This is a genomic window from Bradyrhizobium sp. Tv2a-2 (assembly GCF_000472425.1).
Classification (GTDB): domain Bacteria; phylum Pseudomonadota; class Alphaproteobacteria; order Rhizobiales; family Xanthobacteraceae; genus Bradyrhizobium.
On sequence record NZ_AXAI01000028.1, the window covers coordinates 1 to 19,947 of the forward strand.

18 protein-coding genes, 1 tRNA gene and 1 pseudogene are annotated in these 19,947 nt (G+C 61.5%); 12 read left to right on the forward strand and 8 right to left on the reverse strand.

Translation table 11 applies throughout. The annotated features are described in order from the left end of the window. Positions 1-243: pseudogene (locus A3AI_RS44130) on the forward strand (IS256 family transposase); the annotation flags it as partial. A gap of 1,361 nt (positions 244-1,604) precedes the next feature. Here the strand turns inward: A3AI_RS44130 and A3AI_RS0135670 are convergent. From A3AI_RS0135670 to A3AI_RS48330, 4 genes are all read right to left on the reverse strand, one after another. Then, positions 1,605-1,934: an Arm DNA-binding domain-containing protein gene (locus A3AI_RS0135670; protein ID WP_024520114.1), complete on the reverse strand. Its 330-nt coding sequence runs from the start codon at positions 1,932-1,934 to the stop codon at positions 1,605-1,607. Positions 1,935-2,149: 215 nt separating this feature from the next. Beyond that, positions 2,150-2,239: transfer RNA gene (locus A3AI_RS0135675), tRNA-Ser, on the reverse strand. Between the two features lie 145 nt (positions 2,240-2,384). Beyond that, the gene (locus A3AI_RS0135680) at positions 2,385-2,711 is read right to left on the reverse strand and encodes a site-specific integrase (RefSeq protein WP_024520115.1); all 327 of its coding nucleotides are present in this window, start codon (positions 2,709-2,711) and stop codon (positions 2,385-2,387) included. 367 nt (positions 2,712-3,078) lie between these two features. Then, on the reverse strand, positions 3,079-3,255 hold the full coding sequence (locus A3AI_RS48330; protein WP_156928097.1) for a hypothetical protein: 177 nt from the start codon (positions 3,253-3,255) through the stop codon (positions 3,079-3,081). A gap of 332 nt (positions 3,256-3,587) precedes the next feature. Between A3AI_RS48330 and A3AI_RS0135700 the strand changes: the two genes are divergently transcribed. The 5 genes from A3AI_RS0135700 to A3AI_RS0135715 all read left to right on the forward strand — a co-directional run bounded on the left by A3AI_RS0135700 (position 3,588) and on the right by A3AI_RS0135715 (position 6,370). Further along, positions 3,588-3,878, forward strand: a complete 291-nt coding sequence (locus A3AI_RS0135700) for a hypothetical protein (protein ID WP_156928098.1) — start codon at positions 3,588-3,590, stop codon at positions 3,876-3,878. Between the two features lie 11 nt (positions 3,879-3,889). Next, entirely contained in the window at positions 3,890-4,084 is a 195-nt protein-coding gene (locus A3AI_RS48335; RefSeq protein ID WP_156928099.1) for a hypothetical protein, read from the forward strand. A gap of 1,027 nt (positions 4,085-5,111) precedes the next feature. Next, positions 5,112-5,321, forward strand: coding sequence for a hypothetical protein (locus tag A3AI_RS48340; RefSeq protein ID WP_156928100.1), 210 nt, complete (start codon positions 5,112-5,114; stop codon positions 5,319-5,321). 333 nt (positions 5,322-5,654) lie between these two features. Further along, entirely contained in the window at positions 5,655-5,903 is a 249-nt protein-coding gene (locus A3AI_RS46690; RefSeq protein WP_084801145.1) for a DUF3606 domain-containing protein, read from the forward strand. Between the two features lie 278 nt (positions 5,904-6,181). Next, positions 6,182-6,370 carry an Hcp family type VI secretion system effector gene (locus A3AI_RS0135715; protein ID WP_024520118.1) on the forward strand — a complete coding sequence of 63 codons (189 nt, stop codon included), beginning with the start codon at positions 6,182-6,184 and terminating at the stop codon, positions 6,368-6,370. 604 nt (positions 6,371-6,974) lie between these two features. Here A3AI_RS0135715 and A3AI_RS0135720 read toward each other — a convergent pair. Then, complete coding sequence (locus A3AI_RS0135720) at positions 6,975-7,640, reverse strand: hypothetical protein (RefSeq protein WP_245287027.1); 666 nt, start codon at positions 7,638-7,640, stop codon at positions 6,975-6,977. 185 nt (positions 7,641-7,825) lie between these two features. After that, positions 7,826-10,669: an ATP-binding protein gene (locus A3AI_RS0135725; RefSeq protein WP_024520120.1), complete on the reverse strand. Its 2,844-nt coding sequence runs from the start codon at positions 10,667-10,669 to the stop codon at positions 7,826-7,828. Positions 10,670-10,912: 243 nt separating this feature from the next. Here A3AI_RS0135725 and A3AI_RS0135730 point away from each other — a divergent pair, with 243 nt between their 5' ends. From A3AI_RS0135730 to sdhA, 5 genes are all read left to right on the forward strand, one after another. Further along, the gene (locus A3AI_RS0135730) at positions 10,913-11,605 is read left to right on the forward strand and encodes a sensor histidine kinase (RefSeq protein ID WP_024520121.1); all 693 of its coding nucleotides are present in this window, start codon (positions 10,913-10,915) and stop codon (positions 11,603-11,605) included. Positions 11,606-11,630: 25 nt separating this feature from the next. Continuing rightward, a complete protein-coding gene (locus A3AI_RS44140; protein ID WP_051382634.1) occupies positions 11,631-13,151 on the forward strand; it encodes an amidase in 1,521 nt (506 codons plus the stop codon). A 430-nt stretch (positions 13,152-13,581) separates the two neighbouring features. Further along, a complete protein-coding gene (locus A3AI_RS0135745) occupies positions 13,582-14,007 on the forward strand; it encodes an OsmC family protein (RefSeq protein WP_024520122.1) in 426 nt (141 codons plus the stop codon). 46 nt (positions 14,008-14,053) lie between these two features. After that, positions 14,054-14,485 carry a cupin domain-containing protein gene (locus A3AI_RS0135750; protein ID WP_024520123.1) on the forward strand — a complete coding sequence of 144 codons (432 nt, stop codon included), beginning with the start codon at positions 14,054-14,056 and terminating at the stop codon, positions 14,483-14,485. A gap of 199 nt (positions 14,486-14,684) precedes the next feature. Further along, positions 14,685-16,481: a succinate dehydrogenase flavoprotein subunit gene (gene sdhA / locus A3AI_RS0135755; protein WP_024520124.1), complete on the forward strand. Its 1,797-nt coding sequence runs from the start codon at positions 14,685-14,687 to the stop codon at positions 16,479-16,481. Positions 16,482-16,772: 291 nt separating this feature from the next. Here sdhA and A3AI_RS49010 read toward each other — a convergent pair whose 3' ends face one another. Continuing rightward, on the reverse strand, positions 16,773-16,913 hold the full coding sequence (locus A3AI_RS49010) for a hypothetical protein (RefSeq protein ID WP_198030316.1): 141 nt from the start codon (positions 16,911-16,913) through the stop codon (positions 16,773-16,775). A 1,112-nt stretch (positions 16,914-18,025) separates the two neighbouring features. Between A3AI_RS49010 and A3AI_RS0135775 the strand changes: the two genes are divergently transcribed. After that, positions 18,026-18,961 (forward strand): septal ring lytic transglycosylase RlpA family protein, encoded by a 936-nt coding sequence (locus A3AI_RS0135775; RefSeq protein ID WP_024520125.1) that lies wholly within the window; start codon positions 18,026-18,028, stop codon positions 18,959-18,961. Positions 18,962-18,971: 10 nt separating this feature from the next. Here A3AI_RS0135775 and A3AI_RS0135780 read toward each other — a convergent pair whose 3' ends face one another. Then, complete coding sequence (locus A3AI_RS0135780; protein ID WP_024520126.1) at positions 18,972-19,919, reverse strand: alpha/beta fold hydrolase; 948 nt, start codon at positions 19,917-19,919, stop codon at positions 18,972-18,974. Positions 19,920-19,947 lie beyond the last annotated feature (28 nt).

Sequence of the window (19,947 nt, forward strand, 5' to 3'; positions counted from 1 at the left end):
GCTCATCTGCGCACCTCGAATCCGATCGAGAGCGTGTTCTCCACGGTGCGGCACCGGACGGTGCGAACGAAAGGATCGCTCTCGCCGAAAACCGCGAAGCTGATGGTGTTCAAGTTGATCGACGCCGCATCGAAGACATGGCGCCGACTGAAAGGAACAAATCAGTTGCCGAAGGTCATCGCCGGTGTAAAGTTTACTGACGGCATCGAGGTCATTCCGACCACTGAAAGCCACGCCGCCTGATCAGGCCGCGTCACCCAGAATCAGCCATAGCTCGCGAAACCAACTTCCCCAGCGACAAAGCCCCCGGCATTGTCGAATGGTCCCGAGAGTTCGTACGTTCCGTTAGGTTGCAAATAGAATACTTGGCTGGCCTCCGTCGCTTTGGTGCTCAAGACAAGCATGCTTGCTACGGCCAAAAGATACAACGCGCGCATAACTCAACCCCACTACGAAAAGCCGATCTAATCGTCCCGCACCAGTTGAGTCAATGCGACGTTGCGGAATTGGAGTGCCGAACGCCTCCGGCAACCTCAGGGCGCGCAAGAGGTAAATCAACGGCCAAGCCTGTATTTCTTGGCCGCCTTCTTACGTGGCTAGCCGTCCGCAGAGCTTCACAAATGAAAAGGCCCCGGTTCTGAACCGGGGCCTCTCCCGCCGCGGGCGTACATCCGGCCAAGCGGCTCACTCCGTTTATCGTAAATTCGCATTCGGGTTGATCGCAATCCCGCCCCATCGCAGCGGCTGGGGGAGCGATAAGCGGTGGAGCGGGAGCCAAGGCCGACGCGCGGTCTAAGCCTGAAAAGACTATCGCACGGTACTCGGGCCGACTGTTAGGCTGGTCACAGTGGTCGACCCGATTGGCCTTCCGCATGGACCATTCATGGCGAGGCTGACTGTCACTGTAAGGTGCGTGTGATTGCTCACACGGACAGAAAAACCACCCTCCCGTATCAAACCCGACTGCAGTGCACTGGCTTGCTTCGAGCCAGATGTTCACATGCAAAGGAGGAAAGTCATGAGTGGAATGCGTGAACTCACTAACACGGAAGTCGAGTCGGTGTGTGGCGGGGTCTCCGACCTCGGCAAGTACATCACAAAGGCAGTTGATGATGCTATCGGCGCTGCCATCGGGGGTAACCCTGGTAACGGCCCTGGTGTTTATCCTCAGCCGGCGTACAGTCCGCCGGCGAAGGTCGTGCCTCTGTAAAACGTACCGTTGCGGCCGCAGGGTGTCTCCGGCGGCCGCAACGCTCGCCCAGGATAGCGTTCCCGCAGGCGGAGTCTTAGAACGAGTCCATCACCCTGTTCATGGCGGGATGATTGCAGTTCTGGTAGGGGCGATCGGCTTGCTTGGAGACCAGGCCCAAAAAGCAATCTTTCAAAAGTAACTCGTGCCGCAAGGTAGCGAGCGCCACCACCCCTATTCAAGTTTTTCCACCTTCGCTACCAAGTTGGGATGTCGGCTTATCCTGTAAGTGGCGTTCTCACATTTCAGAACCCACACCGCATAGTTTGGCTTTGAGAGCTTGGTGTCGAGCCGGCCCAGTCGATCTCGGACCAGCGCGCCGCAACAGCCTCGTTTGTCCGGCACGCGGTGAAAATCAGAAAGCGAAGCATTGCAGCGGCGGTGCCGGTGGCCGCTGAGAGGTCGACCATGAACCGTGACGCATCAGCATAGGGTAGGGCAGGGTGTCCGCAGCTTCGGCAGCCTTTGCCTGCTCGCGCGCGGCCCGCTTCTCCTGGACGAGGTCGACGCCGGCGCGGACCTGCAAGCGCGCCGCGTCACGCAAGAGGCGAGCTTGTTTCAGCGAAACATCCTTGAAGGAGCCGAGGCCATGCCAGCGCTCCTTGCCCTTGAACCAGTATCGGTATGACCAATTCTTCGATTTCTCGCTTGCGACGATCAAATAGAGCCCCCGCGCCGTCGGCATATTTGCCGGGCGTCTTGGCGCTCGACGTCGAGGGGTTTAGTTTGCCTGCCATGTGCTTCTCCGGTGAAAACCGTCCTCCGAACCCACGGTGGAAGACTACGGTTTGCGTTCTGATTGGAGAGAACATCGGCGAACGCTGAAGTACAGCGTTTGCAAGCAAGCCGTTGAGATTACTGTGGATTCCGAACGGTGGCGAACAACGGAGAACAGGATACTGGCGGAAGGGGTGGGATTCGAACCCACGGTACCCTTGCGGGCACGCCGGTTTTCAAGACCGGTGCCTTAAACCACTCGGCCACCCTTCCAGATCAATGATTTCAATCGCTTAACGCATGCTCCTGAAGAACGCTCCGAGAACTTGGACCCAAGATGGTCCCAAGCACGCGGTAGTAGCCATCAACCTGATCGTGACGCTGATGACAAGGGGCATCGTGGCAAAGATCACAAATCCTACTTCAGAAAGGTGGATGCCAGATTGCCGAGCGCAGTCGTAAGGGACTGGTCGGCCTGCATGGACCGCTTCCGCTTGACATAGTTGCGGAGCAGGATGGCCGGATCATCGCCGATCCGATGTGCCACTGTGTGAATCGGAATGCCGGCATCGAGGAGGGCGGTCGCGTGGCCGCAGCGGAGATCGTGGAACCGCACGTTGCCAAAATCCCTCTCGTCCAATTTGATCAGCCCGGCGCGGCGCGCAAACTCCTTCGAGAAGTTGCGCGGATTGGGCGGTTTGGCGAGATCGACGTGCTCGCCCGCCTCGGGCACGGCCGGAAACATCAGCGCGTTGGGAGCAACCGGACGCGGTTGCCAGCACGATGACGGGATAGAGGCTGGACGATTTGAAGCCCGCGACCAACGCGGCGAGCTCTCTTTCTTCGAGGCCTTCGCCGATGCTATCGCCCTCGCTCTCGCCGTCATCGGCCGGTTGGCAATCCGGGTTCGGTATCTTGCTCGACCTTGAGCATGGGGTTGCTTGCGATCTCGCCCTTATGGTGTGCGGTCGCGAGCTCTGCCGCCGTCCTGATCAGCTGCTCACTCATCGCAGCAGACTCGCTGGGAGCCGTTCCCGCTTGGACACCGCGCTTGCTTCTTGGCCGCCTTCTTCCGCGGCGCCGGGGAAGTCTCAAGCTCTTCGGAGCGAGACTTATCTAGACCCAATACCCAGGGTCTGCTCGATATCGAAGCTGTAGTCTTCGACCTCGAAGAGGCCGCCACTTGAGGTCGGTTTGGAAGAGGCCTTGGAAGGTGCCCCTGCCGATACCTTGTCGAGCTGCTCATCGGTCAGTTCGTTGACGTGATCTTCGGGGTTCTTTTGGTTCATGTCCTGCTCCTCCGTCTGAAATGTGCTGAGTCATGCTTTGACCACAGTCGCCGAACAGTGAGATTTGTCACAGAGGCCCGGATGCATGTGGTTGGACGGCTGGTTGCGAGTCGGCGGTCTCCCAGTCGGGCCCACGAGGTACGGCGAGTGACGCAGCTACTCCGATACGAGGCTGCGCGCTCGGCATTGGCCGAATCTCGAAGTGTCGACGAGGTGAAGGACATCCGCGACAAGTCAGAGGCGATGAGGGCTTACGCTCGCATGGCCAAGGACACCCAGCTCGAGATCGACGCCACAGAATTGCGGCTACGAGCTGAGCGTCGGCTGGGATTATGCTTGATGCTGAAAAGCAGGCAGGGCGGTTAGGTCCAGGCCAACCTAAAAAGAATGGTAACGAAACCGAACCATTCTCTCGTGTGACGCTAGATCAGATTGGAATCGATAAACAGCTTTCATCACGGTCTCAGAAAATCCCGGGCATCGGCGAGCAAGTTTTCAAGGCTATGGTCGAGAGCGTGCGCGATCGCATCGCAAAAGGAGATCGCGTCGCGCTCGACGTGACCCAGGGCACAGTCTGGGGCCATGCGGGCCAATACGCTGAGGTTGTCTCAACGAGTAAATAGCAGAGTTCGCAATGAGCTTCACAGACACCCTTGTGGCGGTCGATTATTTCATCAACCGTGCGATGTCTGGCGCTTGGGCATCGGTATGTCGAGATGTGCTCCGGCGTAAGCGGCGGCAGCCACCGGCAGAGGACGACTATGGCGGCGGCGACATCTGTTCTTTGGAGCAGACAACTTCTACAGAGGACGATCAGCCGCTCGAATGAAGGGCAAGCGTCGTGGCGGCAGAGTAACTCGCTTAATGACCCCGTTCGCGACCCCACAACCGCGGCGGCTTTTTTGTCACGCAAAACAGGGCCGCGCCAGCCTCGAAGAGCCAGACAAGGTATCGCTCTCGTCCAGTTTCAATGCGTCTTTGCGATTTTCGGCACAGCAAGAAAGCACGGCTCGACTTAATCTTGCTGTACTTTCTCCCTGGACTGGACCCGTCGCCAATGGCGAGGCGCTTCTTGAAGACGGCGCTCTCGGTCATCGGCAAATGAAAAGGCCCCGGCTGTTAACCGAGGCCTCTCCCGCCGCGGGCGTACATCCGGCCGCGCGGCTCGTTATCGTAATTCGCATTCGCAAGTCATCCCGCCCCACCGCTGCGGCTGGGGGGGAGCGATAAGCGGTGGAGCGGGAGCCAAGGCCGACGAGCGCGGTCTAAGCGGGGAAAAGCCTATCGCGCGGTACTTGGACTGACTGTTAGGCTGGTCACAGTCTCCCGATGGTGAAACTCGATATTTTCACGGAGCAATGAAATCCCGCTCCACCGCCCCCGGCCGCTGGAGGCTGTATGACGGTGGAGCGGTTTAGCCCGAAGCGGAGAGAGCACTTCAGCATGTCGCAGGGTCAACTACGATTCGGGCAGCGAAACGGCCGAACCATGAAGACAGTCAGATCGATCGAAAGCGCTGTAGTGCTGAGAAGGCGATGACAACCAAGCTGGCCGGAGGATATTTGGCGATCGGCGGCCGATTGATCATGAACGCTTGCGATCTCGATTTGCTGGCTTTTCCCATCTCCCTGGCTTGACTTCGGTGAAGCCGTGCTTGCGCAAGATGCGGTCCATCGACCGCGCGCTTCGAACTCCGGCGATCCATTGCCGGGCGCAAGAGAGGCGGTCATCAAAAATGTCGGAGATCGTCTCGGTTGGGCCGCTGATCGACCGCGACTTAACGTGACCCGGGGCACAGTCTGTGGCCATGCGGGCCAGTACTCTGAGGTCATATCAACGAGTAAATAGGCTTCGCAATGAACTTCACAGTCTCTTTGGCTGAGCGCACCCTTGTGGCGGCCGATTATTTCATCAACCGTGCGATGTCTGGCGCTTGGGCATCGGTATGTCGAGATGTGCTCCGGCGTAAGCGGCGGCAGCCACCGGCAGAGGACGACTATGGCGGCGGCGACATCTGTTCTTTGGAGTGGACAACTTCTACAGAGGACGATCAGCCGCTCGAATAAAGGGCCAGCGTCGTGGCGTACAAATGCGCCAGAGTTACTCGCTTACTGGCTCCGTTCGCGTTCCCACAAACCGCGGCGGGATTATCACGCGAACAGCGCGGCGCCTGCCTCGGTGAGCCGGACAAAGGTGCCGCTCTCGTGCATCAGCCAGCCTTGAGCGATGGTGTGTAAAGGGAAATTATGACACCAAGGGAACCCGCAGCGGTCCCAGTGGCTTCTATTTTTCGGAGACGGAATCCTCGTGAGGAGCGGGACAGTCACCGATCAAGGTCCGGGCGGCGTAACGCCCGTCCGGACTTGATCAACCTCCCAGTCAAGATTGGAGAGACTTATATGCATCGACGCCATGTCACTGGCGCGCGCAACAGGCTTGACCTTAGCGATCGCGTGCAGGTCCGGATTGTGCGAAAGCGTTTGAAGGTCTCCGAGGAGGATCTGGCCAAAATAGTTCGAACGGCCGGTAATTCGATAGCCGCAGTTGCCAAAGAGGCCACTTCGCGAAAGCGCCTTACACTGCCGGGAAGTCAAATGCCGCCCGAGGAGACGATCGCCTCGATTGCGAAATCAGAAATGGTTCGCTGAGCGCCCTTATCCCCGCGCCGCTCGGGCACCAGCTTTAGCTTGCTCCAGGTCGCATCGCTGGTGCGACACATATCGCACACCCTCTTCCGCAGCGTCGAGGTGGCCCCTCACTCGTTGGAAGAGCAAGCGCACATGCCGCGGCACTGTGAAGCGCGTCACACCGACCGTAAATCCACTTCAGGCCGCACCGGCCTCGCGATTGGGATGAACTGTGACCAAGCCCACATACGCGCTAGAAAAGATCAGGCAATTGTCACCGCCAGCCGCAGGAGAAAAGCATGACCAAATCTGCACCACGTGAGCAGTTGACCGACAAGGCCGTGATTGCGTTGACGGAGGCGGATCTGGACCTCGTCGTGGGGGGCGGGGAGTATCTTAAATACGAAATGTCGAACGTTTTTATAAGCTCCTATAGCGCCAGTGGCGGTGCTCAAAGCGTCCCCACTGAGCCGCTGGTAATGCACTAACGGCCTCGCGAGAGGAGATCATACAATGTGCGCAGATCGTCCCGAGCCAAATCAGCCCAGTGCCATCAAGTTTGAGCTGAGCGATTTGGAGCTCGAAAACGTAGTTGGCGGCAGTAGCGCAAAGACATTTCCGGCGAATACCAATCGGCTCGATCCCTACAGATCTTTCAATTTTCGGGTGACCCTTGGTTGATTCTCGCGGGCGTCCGCAGAATGGCGCGGGGCTTCGGTCCCGCGCTTTTCTTTTGTCCAAACTCTGTCCCAAGATGTGTTGGACACCTACGGACGGGACTAGACGCCGCTGGATGCAAGCGGCGTTGCGTCGGGTGGAAGCCCCTGACGCAGCAGACAAATCAGGACATCAACGGACGGCTGGCAACGGTCACGGGAGTTTTTCAAGACCGGTGCCTTAAACCACTCGGCCACCCTTCCAAGTGTTGGAATTGCTCAGCTTTTCGGCCCGTCTCAAGAAGTTTATCCAGATCTGGCTACCGAATTGCTACCCAACATCGCCCGGAGCCCGGTTTATGGTGAGCCGGAGTATCAACCTCGGAACGCAGTTCGTTCCGCGCCGGGACATGGCCATGGTCGGCACGCGGCGTCACTACGTGAAGGCCGCGTCGAAAATTTCCACGTCGATGAGCGACGGCTTGGCGATCGCCGTACCGTCGGGGTTGAGCTGCAACGACCGCCGCAGCGTTGGGACCACGATGCCGGAAAATGGCTGATGCGCCCACGAATAATGCGCGACCGGGACGCCGAGGAGATCGTGATCGGTCCGCCGCTGCAGGCCTGTCGCATCGAAATAGAACGTCTGTTCGCGGGAATGCGTGACGATGTCGGGCGGAAAGGTAGCGCGAAGGCGCCGCCACTCCTGGCCATGCTCGTGCCATGGCGACAGCTCCTCTATCTTGACGTCCGGATCAGTCAGCACGAACGGTGTCGTCAGATAATTCCAGATCGAAAAGCCACAGAAGAAGACGAGATACAGCTCGTCCCATGCCGTCCGTTGGGTGTGGTCGCAGAACGCCTCGAGCGGATCGCGCCAGGTCCGCAGGACGTTGCCCTCGGGGCTCTCGATGGTGACGCAGTCCGGTTGATAGAGCCCGCCCATGCCGGGATCGGCAAATCCGCTAAATCGCACCGACTGTGTCCGTGTCGATCCCTCGGCGACGACCTCCTTGAAGCGACCGGTCTGGCCCACGCGGGAAAAGAAAGCGCCGTCGATAGAGAGCTGCAATGTAAATTGCCGGAAGCTACTCCAGCGCATCCAACCTCCGCTGGCTTCAATTGCGTCATCAAGAAGAGCCATGTTTCGCCGATTCCGTCGTCAGGCCGGGCACAGCAGGTAAGGCATCCCGACCTGCTGCCACCATGACGGGCCGGCTCGGATTTGGCGTGTTAGAAGTTGTTAGGAGTTGCGAGCTTTTGCCCGACGCTATCTAGCTGGCCTACCTAGGGTTTTAGCGCGTCCAGCAGGGTTCGGGCGGCGACCAGATCGAGGCTTCCGAGACCTTCCTCGTAGCGGGCATAAAGCGGTGCAATCAGCGTACGCGCCTTGTGATCGCGACCGCTCCGCTGCCAAAGCCGCCCGAGGGTGAGCGCGGTGCGCAATTCCCAGCCGAGCGCGGATTGATGACGAGCAATGTCCAGGGATCGGCGCAGGCTCGTCTCCGCCTCGGCGGTGCGGCCGCACAAGCCGAGGATATGTCCCTTGACCCGAAACATTTCGGGCAGATCGGCGGTTTCACCGCCATCGCCGATCCGGGTGATGGCCCGGTCGATCGTTTGCAGTGCTTCATCGAGCTCGCCTTGCGCGGCGAGGCCCTCGGCCGAGGCGGTTGCAAACATCGTCGTCATGATCCGGTGGCGTGTTGCGTCGAGCATGGCCTGGCTGCGGCGCAGAAGCTCAATTCCCGCACGCACGTCCCCGCGACGAACCAGGAGTTCTCCCTTCTGGCCGATGCCGACGGCATGATAGGGACCGAGCAAATGCTTGGCCGCATGATCGATCAAACGCTCGATCATGCGTTCGGCACTCGCCCAGTCGCCGATCCAGAGAAACACATAGATCGTCCAGACCAGGGAAATTCCGATCGTCAGCGGCTGGTCGAGACGCTCGGCCTCGGCCACCGTATATCGCGCAGCCTCCACGGCCCGATCCGGTTGGCCGGTCAGCCAGAAGCTTCGCGCCAGCGCCACCAGGGCCACGATGCGGTCGTCATATCCGAGGTGCAGGATGTTGAGCCGCTGCGAGCTTGGATTTTGCGTCATCGCGCTCTGGCAGAGTGCGACCGCCGGTGCCTGATTGCCGATCAAATGATGCGCAACGCCAAGCATCCACTCGACATTCAGCGTGCTTGCGGGATCGTTCAGCACTTGCGCAACGACCGCCCCTTGCTCGCCGACGCGCAACGCACCAGCAAAATCGCCGATCCGGGTCAGATAGATGTGGAGTCCGCGCAAGAGCCATAACTGCCAGTGCGCGTCGTCGAGAGATCGGGCAAGGTCGAGGCTGCGCACAAAGGCCGAGTGCACGGCTTCCGTATTGCCCTTGGTGAACATGATCGACACGCCGAGCGCAGCCTGCAGATCCATCTCCTGTCGTGGGCCTATCGGCGAGGCATCGAGAGAGGCGAGGGCCAGCTCGCACCAGCGGTAGCACTCGGACAACAGCGACAGCTCCAGGAAGAAATGAGCTGCCGCCGCGGCAAGCTCCACCCCGATCTGCCGGTCGCCGCAGTCGGAGAAGCTCCAGTCCAGCGCAGCGCGGACATTGGCGATATGTTCGGCATGTGGCAGGAAACCGGCATTGCGCGCAGCAGTCGTCGGCTTGATCAGGATGTCTGCCAGCAGGGCACTGAAGTATCTGGCATGGACACGCGCGACCCTGTCGGTTTCGCCGGCGTCCGCGAGTTTCTGCGCGACAAAGGCGCGGGTCGTATCCAGCAGGCGATAGCGCAGCGGGCCCACGGCAGAAGAGGTCGTGATCAACGATTTCGCCACCAGGTTCGCGATCGTCTCGATGACGTCGGGCTCGCTGACACCGTCGCCGGCCGCAACCGCGATCGCGGCGTCGAGTGTGAACGGCCCGACGAATATCGACAATCGACGCAGCACAGCGCTCTCGGCGGGAGGCAAGAGATCGTAGCTCCAGGCAAGCGCGGCACTCAACGTCTGGTGCCGGGGGACTGCGGTGCGCCGCCCGTGCCACAGCAGTGAAAAGCGGCTGTTGAGCAGCGACGCGATGCCGGCAATCCCATAGGCATTGACTCGTCCGGCGGCGAGCTCGATCGCGAGCGCAATGCCGTCAAGCCTTGTGCAGATGTCCGCAACCAGCGGCGCGTCGCGGTCGCTGAGCTGGAACTCACCCAGGTGTGCGGTGATCCGCTCGATGAACAGCTGCGCCGCGGGATAGGCAAGCACGTCGGCAGCACTCAAGCCGCTGCGCTGGGGAGGGCAATCCAGCGGGAACAGCCGGTAGACCTGCTCGGTCTCGGTCCGGAAAGATTCGCGGCTGGTCGCGAGGACGTGAAGATCAGTTGCTTCGCGAACGATCGTTTCCGTGAGCGGCGCCAGCGTGTCCAGGACATGCTCGCAGCTGTCGAAGACCAGCATCATGCGCTTGTCGCGCAGGAAGGTGAGCAGGCCGGGCAGGGGATCATCGGAACTGACAGTCAGTCCCAGTGCCGAAGCGATCGCATTGGGGACGAGAAGCGTGTCCTTGAGAGCACCGAAATCAACCGGGAACACCTGGCCATCGAAGGTAGCCAGCTGCCGATGCGCGACAGCCATGGCAACGGAGGTCTTGCCGATGCCGCCCGGGCCGACGATGGTGACAAAGCGCTGCTGGGCCAGTGCCGTCGAGACCTTGTCGACGGCCTCGGCCCGTCCGATCATCTTGGTGAGCGGAGCAGGCAGCGAATGGTTGCTCGCGGGCAGGCCCGCGGATTGCGCGGCCGGTGATTTTGCCAACGGCGCAACCGGCGCCGTAAAGCAATAGCCGCGACCGGGCACATTCACGACATAGCGCGCAGCGTTGTCGCCGAGCACCTTGCGCAAGGCCGTCACGTGGAACCGAAGGCTGCCTTCGTCCACATTCACATCGGCCCAGACATGCTCGACCAGCTCTCTCTTGTTGACGACTTCGCCGGGCCGCTCCGCAAGAAAGATCAGAACGTCGAGCGCGCGGCCTCCGATGTGAACGGGGTCACCGTTCTTCTCCAGGAGCCGCGCCTTGGGAAACAGCCTGAAAGGGCCGAACGAGGTCGCGGAGTCCTCGGTTTGACTATTGGGCACGTCTTCCTCTTCGTGGGATCGACTGGAAGCTTCGTTGCCCCCAAAGACCGGCACAGTCGCCGATTTCGCCCAATTTTTATCGAAATGCACTCCGTCCACCCGGCACTTTAGTTCAAGGACGCGTCTCGTGCCAGAGCGGCGAACATAACAGAATCTCGCATCGTTTAACGAGCGCAAATCATCCGCCTGGTCCATTATGGGGTTGCATCGCAGGTCAAGTCCCATTCAATTCGGGAGGATACGGTGCTCGATCGCAGCTCACGAATCCACGAAAGCATTCTTCAATCGCAGCAGGCGCCCCATGCCGACGAGTCAGCGAGCGATTGGGAACTCGTGCTACGCGAAACCAACCATCGGATGAAGAACACGTTGACCCTGCTCGGGGTCTCGGTTCGCCGGGAGTTTGCGCGCGGAGGGGCGAACGGACTATCTCAGGCGGTCGATCGGATTGAACGGCGTGTCGCCGCCTTCGCCAGGCTGTACCAAATCCTGTCGGGTGACGCGGAGCATCAAGTGCTCGCGGTTGCCGACTTTTTCGCAAGCCTGTGTGGCGCCTTGTCGGAGGCGATCCTGGAGCCCACCGGTATCCGATGCGAAGCGATGATCGATGGCGGAACGTTGCCAGCGGCGCAGTGTCATCGGCTTGGCCTCATGGTGACGGAGCTTGTCACGAATGCTGCAAGGCATGCATTTCCGGGCGGCCGTGCTGGACAGATCCGCGTTGAGGCGCTGAAGCGGAATGGCAATTGGTATTGTACAGTAGCGGATAACGGAATTGGTGCCGGCGGTTCGCTTCAGGGCACCGGCGGCCGCATCCTGGAGCGCCTGGCGCAAAGCATCGGGGCTGAGATCCACGGGGATAGCGGTCGCCTCGGCACCTCAGTCACCATCGTCGCGCCCGCCTGGACTAAGGACCATACTGGCCGATCGCCGTGAAGCAGGGATGCGGGGGAGTCATCGGATGTCCGAGGCCAGCAAAGAGAAGCCGGAGACACAGGGTGCACCTCCGTCGGGTCCCCCGGCGTCCGAGTGGGACTTCTGCTCGATCACCGAGCTGTCGCAGGCCTTGCAATCGCGGAAAATCTCCGCATCCGAACTGCTCGCGCATGTGATCGCGCGCATCGAGGCATTGGACGGGCGCATCAATGCCGTGGTGGTTCGCGACTTCGAGCGCGCTAGCGATGCGGGAAGGGCCGCCGATGCTGCGCTCGGCCGCGGCGAGCAGGGGCCGTTGCTCGGCATTCCTGTAACCCTGAAGGAGCCCTTCAACGTTGCCGGACTGCCGTCGACATGGGGATTCCCTGCGTTCCGGAATTTCATGCCCACGGAAGATGCACTCGTCGTCTCGCGGTTGAAGCAGGCGGGTGCCGTCATCATCGGCAAGACCAACATTCCGATCGGGCTGCGTGATTTTCAGAGCTATAACGACATCTACGGGACCACGGGCAATCCCTGGGACCTGGGCCGCTCGCCCGGCGGCTCTTCAGGCGGCTCTGCGGCCGCGCTCGCGTCCGGGTTCGGGCCACTGTCGATCGGGTCGGATATCGGCGGTTCCGTCCGGGTGCCGGCGCATTTCTGCGGTGTCTTTGGCCACAAGCCGAGCTTCGATCTGGTCCCGTTGCGCGGCTACAGCCTGCCGCCTGCACGACCCGTACCGGGCCGCGGCGATCTTGCCGTGGCAGGCCCGATGGCGCGGCACGCCTCCGATCTTGCACTTGGGCTCGATGTGATCGCCGGGCCGGACGAGGCGCGCGATGGCATCGGCTACCGTCTGGCGCTGCCTGCGCCGCGGCACGCCGATCTCAGGAGCTTTCGCGTTCTCGTCGTCGATACCCATCCACTGATGCCGACGGACCATGCGGTGCGGACAGCCATCGGAAATCTGGCACAGCGGCTCGCCGGGCTCGGCGTCACGGTCGCGCACAACAGCGCATCCTTGCCAAGTCTCGCGGACTCGGCCCGCCTCTACATGAAACTGTTGAACGCGGCGCGCAGCCCGCGTATGGCAGCGGACGCTTTTGCGGAGGCATCGCGGGCCGCCGCGGCGCTGTCGGCCGACGATCACAGCCTGCAGGCCGAGCGCATGCGCGGCACTGTGGTAAACCATCGCGACTGGCTCGCAACCGATGCGGCCCGCCTGCAGTTGCAGCAACAGTGGAGCCAGTTCTTTCGTGACTGGGACGTCGTAATCTACCCGGCGGCCGCGGTCCCGGCGTTTCCGCACGACCATTCAGAGCCGCTCGGTGCGCGGCATCTCGATATCGACGGAACGGCCTATTCTTACGAGGATGCGTGTTTCATATGGGCGGACCCCGCATCCACCTGCGGCCTGCCGGCGACTGCGGTTCCAATCGACCGTTCCCCATCCGGATTGCCGCTCGGCGTGCAGGTCATCGGGCCTTACCTTGGGGATCGCACGACAATCGCCTTTGCTGGCCTGCTGGCGCGCGAGTTCGGCGGGTTTGTTCCGCCTCCCTTGTAGGGCTCCGAGCTTGCGTCCACTGCGCCCGGAAAGTGTCGACGCTTTCCGCTCGGACCAGCGCGTTGTCTCTCGCAGTCCCTAACAGGGCCTAACAATACATAACGGGCATTTTCTCCGGCTCAGCGCGAATGTAATGGGGCGACAGGTGCAGCGACGGCACGCTTGTCAGGCACCGAGGCGTTCGGATGTGCGGACGAGACAGAGGAGGGCGGGCAACCTGCGCTGCCATTGGCGGCGGCTTGGTGCTGAGTCTCAGGCTGCCGTTCGGTCGCAGCGCATCCGCGTCGTGACCAGTGCGTCGGCCATCGTGCCCGCCATCGGCAATGCGATCTACGCAGCGACCGGAAAGCGCTTGCGCAAGATGCCGGTCGATCCCAACATTCTCAAGCGTACGGTTTGAGCGAAGCGCAAGCAAGGAGAGGAACAGCAAATGATCAGAAAAGCAAACGCGGTCTGGCACGGCAACGGTCGCTCCGGCAATGGCAATCTGACGACCGAGTCCGGTGTGCTGGCCGAGACTCCATATTCGTTCAAAACACGGTTCGAAAGCGAGAAGGGCACCAACCCCGAGGAGCTGATCGCGGCGGCGCACGCGGGATGTTTCACCATGGCGCTGGCGTTCGGCTTGCAGGCGGCGGGCTTCACGCCGACCGAGCTCGCAACGGAGGCAGCCGTCACGCTCGAGCAGGAAGGGCAGGGATTTCGCATCAGTCGCTCGGCCTTGACCTTGCGCGCGAAGGTACCCAACCTCGACGAAGCGGCATTTACGCGCATCGCCGGCGAAGCCGAGAAGAACTGCCCGGTGTCCAAGGTCCTCAACGCCACGATCACGCTGGACGCCAAGCTGGTCCAGTGATCGGGATGTCACGCGTGTCGCTGCCTTGAAATCAGGAGAAGCACAAATGTCGCGGCCGCATCAGCCGGATCAGTCGAGTTTCAGATCAATCCTGCCCGAAGACATCAGCTGGCAACCCTTTCCGGCTTTCCCGCCGGCGGCGCGCCTCGCCGTTCTGGTAGGCCATCCCGCCGAACCCGGACCCTATGTGGTCCGAGTGAAGGTGCCCGGAGGCACCAAGCTCATGCCGCACAAGCACCCGGAAGATCGCATCTACACGGTCATGTCTGGTGTGTTCTATATCGGCCTCGGTGAAACGTTCGACGGCGACAAGGTGAAGGCCTATCCGCCGGGCAGCGTCATCGTGCTGCCCGGCGAGACCTGGCACTTCCACTGGGCGAAGTCAGGTGAATACGTCACCCAGGTCTCGGCGATAGGGCCGCTTGGGCTTGATTATCACGATGCCGCCGACGATCCGCGAAAGCAGGGCGGACATTAAAGCGTTCAGGACATCGCCGACGTCGTCATGTTCTGGAAAGTGACAGCCTTCGCGTACGCCGAATCCTTATCACGTGATTGAGCTTTGCGGGGGCTTCACGCAAGGGCGGGGGCGAACTACTGTGCACCGTGGTCCCAGCATGATGCCTGGGGTTTGATCTGATTCCGGCATCGTCAAATCTTTCCCCAGGGATGACACGATGACAGACGCCTACGAGATCGTCGAGCACAGCTACGACGTTGTCATTGTCGGCGCCGGCGGCGCCGGGTTGCGGTCTGCGCTCGGCATGGCGGCTTCTGGACTGAAGACGGCCTGCATCACCAAGGTGTTTCCAACGCGCAGCCACACCGTCGCGGCGCAGGGCGGCATGGCCGCCTCGCTCGGGAACATGGGCGACGGCGACAATTGGCGCTTCCACATGTACGACACGGTCAAGGGATCCGACTGGCTCGGCGACCAGGATGCGATCGAATATATGTGTCGTGAGGCCGCGCCCGCCGTGCTGGAGCTCGAACATTACGGCGTCCCGTTCTCGCGCACCAGCGAGGGCAAGATCTATCAGCGTCCGTTCGGCGGACAGACGATCGATTTCGGCAAGCAGATGGCCCAGCGCACCTGCGCGGCGGCCGACCGCACCGGTCACGCCATCTTGCACACGCTCTATCAGCAGTGCCTGAAGCACGACACGGTGTTCTTCGTCGAATATTTTGCGCTCGACCTTTTGATGGATGATGACGGCGCCTGCCGCGGCCTCATAGCCTGGAACCTGGAGGATGGCACGCTGCATCGGTTCCGGGCGCATCGTACGGTGCTGGCCACCGGCGGCTATGGCCGCGTCTATTTCTCCTGCACGGCGGCGCATACTTGCACCGGCGACGGCAACGCCATGGTGCTGCGTGCTGGCCTTCCGCTGGAGGATATGGAGTTCACGCAGTTTCATCCCAGCGGCATCTATGGCTCGGGCTGCCTGATCACCGAAGGCGCGCGCGGCGAGGGCGGCTATTTCACCAATTCGCAAGGCGAGCGATTCATGGAACGCTATGCGCCGACTGCCAAGGATCTCGCCGGACGCGACGTCGTCTGTCGTGCCATGACCATCGAGATCAACGAGGGACGCGGCTGCGGCCCCCGCAAGGACTATATCGAGCTCCATCTCGAACATCTCGGCGCCGCCGTCCTGCATGAGCGCCTGCCCGGGATCAGCGAAACCGCGAGGATCTTCGCCGGCGTCGACGTCACGCGCCAGCCGATCCCGGTGCTGCCGACGGTGCACTACAACATGGGCGGCGTGCCCACCAATCTGCACGGCGAGGCGGTCACCAAGCACAGTGGCAATCCGGACGCGATCGTTCCGGGCCTGATGGCGATCGGCGAATCGGCGTGCGTTTCGGTGCACGGCGCCAATCGGCTCGGATCCAACTCGCTGCTCGACATCGTCGTGTTCGGCCGCGCCGCAGCTCACCGCGTGACGGAGACCTTGCGCGCCGGTGAGAGCCATCCGCAGGCGCCGCAGGGGCCAACCGAGCGCGCCATCGAACGGATCGACCGCATCAGGTGGTCAAAGGGCAAGACCGGCGCCGGCGACATCAGACTTGCGATGCAACGGACCATGCAGCGGCATTGCGCCGTGTTCCGCACCGGCTCACTGCTGGAGGAAGGGGAGCGCGAGCTGGATAAAGTCGTCGACATGATGCGCAGCGATCTGTCGGTCGCCGATCGTTCGATGATGTTCAACACCGATCTCGTCGAGGCGCTCGAGCTCGACAACATGCTGGCGCAAGCGAGCGTCAGCGTAACATCCGCGATCGGCCGCACCGAGAGCCGGGGTGCCCATGCCCGCGAAGATTTTCCAAAGCGGGACGATGTGAACTGGCTGAAGCACACGCTGTCATGGCTCGATGCGGACGGCCGGGTTCGGCTCGACTACCGCCCGGTGCATCTGCAGCCGCTCTCCAACGACGTGCCGAGCATCCCGCCCAAGGAACGCGTCTACTGACTTGAGAAGCCGCCAATCAGCATTGCCAGTTCGCTCCGCACGCGTGCGACCACGTTGGCAAAATCCGGCGCTCAAGTGCTGCAGGCCAGCCTCGAAGAGCTGGCGAGGTGCGGGCGTCGTCGTCGAGGTCGGGTCGTTCCTGGAGCCTTCGGCGGCCCGGCTGTCCTTCATCGGCGCGCTTCAAGCTGACGGAGGAGCGCCAACTCATAGATGATTCGGTGCATCCGGAAAATTTGCTCCGGTCGACCACCATCGCGCCAAAACCGTCCCCCCGATTGTCGCCGGCCGAGATCAACCCTGTTTGGACTGTTTGGGCTCGGGCAATTTGACCGGCACGTGGGGCGAGGTGCTCACGACACGTGGGGCGCCGTCAGCGTAAACTCGGCCCGTCAGCATGGTCTCCAGCATCAAAAAGAATTTTTCGGCAAGCATGACACTTCTCATCCAAAACGGCTGCAACTCAAATTCTGTACCGCGGTGGCAAAAGAATCTCGTTTGAGCTCACCAGGTGGTGGCTGCAAGATGATGTTTTCGCATCTCCATCAGACGAGCCCGGCAATAAAATCGGTAAATCAAGCTAAGAACAGTCCACATGATCGAACTCCGCTGTTTGATCATTGAGGGAGCGAATGTTGGCGCGCTCCGGTTTCTGGCCGTCTTCGTGCACTTGCAAAAATGATTTCGTCGCAGCCGCTGATCGTTTCGCGTCATTGCCCGCCGCGAAGTCAGCTCACGGCTTTGCGAGCCGGGGGCACGGCCAAGCGGCAGGTGTTGGTTAGCAAATTTGGGTCCGGATTACTGACCCATCAACCCGGACTTGGGCGGGCAAAACGGCATTCGGGCTGCGCGCACCGCCACCGCCCATTCGAGCGGACGCGCGACCGCGTTCTCGTCTTAGGTAAAAGCGAAAGCCAATAGGCTCGAGCAAAGCAGCGCCAAGCCTGCCGCAGTCAGAGCCAGGAAGCCGTCGGAGACAAGGTCATGATTGCGCATGATACACCCTCCGAATCAATGCTCGCTCGAATTGATTAAAACTTTCCGAACGAGCCGATTTTCATGATCGGTAGACGCAACGAACCAAGGAGCTGAACCTCAGGCCCAGCGCACCCCCTCGAACACGTGAGCCAGGAAGATCCCGGCACCAAGTAGACCCATCAATGCAGTCACTGTTTCGAACATCGCAAACTTCCTTCGCGCCCCACGTGCGAGAAAGCACGGTGCCCCCCTACACAGTCAAAAAGATTCAAAGCGCCCACGGCACATTGCCCGTGAAGTGCGGATTTTGCGCAACAGCTGCTTCAAAAGGAGGCAGCAAGCCGGCCGGTGCCAGGACCCAGCGCCAGGACCCAGCGCCAGACTTGGATCCGTAAATCGACGGTTGATGGCCTCAACGATTGATTTACCAAGCCGAACGCCTCCCCATTTCCGCCGTGTTCCGGTTGCGATATCGTCCTCACTCGATGCGAGGGGTGGTCGCATCGACACAGCGTTTTGCGCATGGCAGCCGAATAGGCAGCTGACCGGCAGAGTGGTATCTGGGGAGCATGGGGAATCGGCAGACAGAACCCGGGGGAAGGGTCGTGCGCGGCGTTGTCGCTGCAGCTCTCTGCCTGATGCTCGCCAACTGCGCCTCGTCGGGCAAGTTCGCAGGCCGCATCGACCCGAGATACGGCGTCTCATCGAGTCCGCGTGTGGTCGAATATGGCGAACCCGTGCCAAAGGGCGGTGGCACCTATCGCGTCGGCAAGCCCTATATGGTTGCCGGCCGGATGTATGTGCCGCAGGAGGATGTCAACTATCGCGAGGAGGGCCTGGCCTCCTGGTATGGCGATGATTTCCACGGCCGTCTGACAGCCAATGGCGAGGTCTTCGACATGGACGGGCTGTCGGCGGCGCATCCGACCTTGCCGATGCCCTGCTACGCACGGGTCACCAATCTCTCCAACGGCAAGTCGCTGGTCGTGCGCGTCAACGACCGCGGTCCCTATGCCGCCAACCGGCTCATCGATCTCTCACACAAGGCAGCCGAGCTGCTCGATTTCAAGGGCAACGGCGTTGCGCGGGTGCGCGTCGAATATGTCGGGCGCGCGCCGCTCGAGGGCTCGGACGACCGCCAGCTGATGGCGACCCTGCGCAATGGCGTGCCGGCGCCAGCGCCTTCGCTGGTGCGGGTGGCGTCTGCCCATCCGTTCGTTCCCGAAGGGCCGTCCTCGGGGCGGCCGATCCGGGGTGATGTCCCGATGCCGCAGGACCGGCCCTATAGTCTTGGCAACGCGTCGGCCGATTACGCCTCGATCAACGCGACGTCGGAAATGTCGGCATCCAGCCGGGCACGATCGAGCGGACGTGCGCACGACAATCCGCGGGCTGTCTCCTACGAGGATGACCAGCGTTACGGCGCGCCGAGCCGGGTCTCGGCCTACGCGCCGGTTGATCCGCACGGACCTGCCGAATTGCTCGCAGGGCGCGGGCTCTATTGATCAACGTGGACTAGGCGTATTCTTTAAGAAAGCCGATCAGAGCCGCATTGACCTGCTCGGGCCGTTCCTGCTGGATCCAGTGGCCCGCGCCGTCGATGATCAGCTTGGCTTTGAGGTTCGGCAGCACCCGGTCCAGCTCCGCGACGCGCTTGGCGCCGATCAGGCCGGTGATGACGGAATCCTGCGCGCCTGCGATGAACAGTGAGGGCTGGCGGATCTGCACGTCCTGCCAAGGCGCCGTCAGATCCCAGTTGCGATCGATGTTGCGGTACCAGTTCAGGCCGCCGCGGAAACCCGTCCGGCAGTAGGTGTCGACAAAAAACGCCAGATCGGCCTTGCTGAGCCAATTCGGCAGCGGCCGATCGGCACGTGCGTCGCGCAGGAATCCCTTGTCGGCATCGATGAAGAGCGAGGCGGGCGGATCGGAGAACCCGCGCCCGAGAATGTTTCGCATGCTGAGCGCGACGTCGCGCTCGAGTTCGGCTTCAGCCACGCCGGGCGTCTGGAAATACTGCCAGTAGAAATTGCTGATGCCATTTGCGCGCAGCGTATCGAGCGGGCGGCCACGGCCGCGGACAGGAGGCGGCACGCTCAGGCCTGCAACGGCGGAAAACAGATCGGGCCGGAACAGCGCCGCATGCCAGGCCACCGGCGCGCCCCAATCATGACCGACGATGGCGGCCTTGCTTGCGCCGAGCGCTGCGACCAGCGCGACCATGTCGCCGACAGTATCGAAAATGCTGTAGGCGGAGATATCCGGGGGCGCACTGCTCTGGCCAAACCCGCGCATATCGGGAGCCGCGACGCGAAAGCCGGCCGCGGCGAGGGCCTCGATCTGATGCCGCCATGAATAAGATAGCTCTGGCCAGCCATGGCACAGCAAGACAAGTGGGCCGTCGCCCTGTTCGCGCAAGAAAAGCTCGATGCCGTTGACGGCAATCATGCGTGCGGGGGGCATCGCGTTTCTGCCTTGATTTGCAAGTTTT

What these genes read in the sequence shown, in the direction of transcription:
- A3AI_RS0135670 (WP_024520114.1), bottom strand. Translation starts at nt 1,934, where the DNA reads ATGCCGACGGCGCGGGGGCTCTATTTGATCGTCGCAAGCGAGAAATCG.
- A3AI_RS0135680 (WP_024520115.1), bottom strand. Translation starts at nt 2,711, where the DNA reads ATGTTTCCGGCCGTGCCCGAGGCGGGCGAGCACGTCGATCTCGCCAAA.
- A3AI_RS48330 (WP_156928097.1), bottom strand. Translation starts at nt 3,255, where the DNA reads ATGAACCAAAAGAACCCCGAAGATCACGTCAACGAACTGACCGATGAG.
- A3AI_RS0135700 (WP_156928098.1), top strand. Translation starts at nt 3,588, where the DNA reads ATGCTTGATGCTGAAAAGCAGGCAGGGCGGTTAGGTCCAGGCCAACCT.
- A3AI_RS48335 (WP_156928099.1), top strand. Translation starts at nt 3,890, where the DNA reads ATGAGCTTCACAGACACCCTTGTGGCGGTCGATTATTTCATCAACCGT.
- A3AI_RS48340 (WP_156928100.1), top strand. Translation starts at nt 5,112, where the DNA reads ATGAACTTCACAGTCTCTTTGGCTGAGCGCACCCTTGTGGCGGCCGAT.
- A3AI_RS46690 (WP_084801145.1), top strand. Translation starts at nt 5,655, where the DNA reads ATGCATCGACGCCATGTCACTGGCGCGCGCAACAGGCTTGACCTTAGC.
- A3AI_RS0135715 (WP_024520118.1), top strand. Translation starts at nt 6,182, where the DNA reads ATGACCAAATCTGCACCACGTGAGCAGTTGACCGACAAGGCCGTGATT.
- A3AI_RS0135720 (WP_245287027.1), bottom strand. Translation starts at nt 7,640, where the DNA reads ATGCGCTGGAGTAGCTTCCGGCAATTTACATTGCAGCTCTCTATCGAC.
- A3AI_RS44140 (WP_051382634.1), top strand. Translation starts at nt 11,631, where the DNA reads ATGTCCGAGGCCAGCAAAGAGAAGCCGGAGACACAGGGTGCACCTCCG.
- A3AI_RS0135745 (WP_024520122.1), top strand. Translation starts at nt 13,582, where the DNA reads ATGATCAGAAAAGCAAACGCGGTCTGGCACGGCAACGGTCGCTCCGGC.
- A3AI_RS0135750 (WP_024520123.1), top strand. Translation starts at nt 14,054, where the DNA reads ATGTCGCGGCCGCATCAGCCGGATCAGTCGAGTTTCAGATCAATCCTG.
- sdhA (WP_024520124.1), top strand. Translation starts at nt 14,685, where the DNA reads ATGACAGACGCCTACGAGATCGTCGAGCACAGCTACGACGTTGTCATT.
- A3AI_RS49010 (WP_198030316.1), bottom strand. Translation starts at nt 16,913, where the DNA reads ATGCTTGCCGAAAAATTCTTTTTGATGCTGGAGACCATGCTGACGGGC.
- A3AI_RS0135775 (WP_024520125.1), top strand. Translation starts at nt 18,026, where the DNA reads ATGGGGAATCGGCAGACAGAACCCGGGGGAAGGGTCGTGCGCGGCGTT.
- A3AI_RS0135780 (WP_024520126.1), bottom strand. Translation starts at nt 19,919, where the DNA reads ATGCCCCCCGCACGCATGATTGCCGTCAACGGCATCGAGCTTTTCTTG.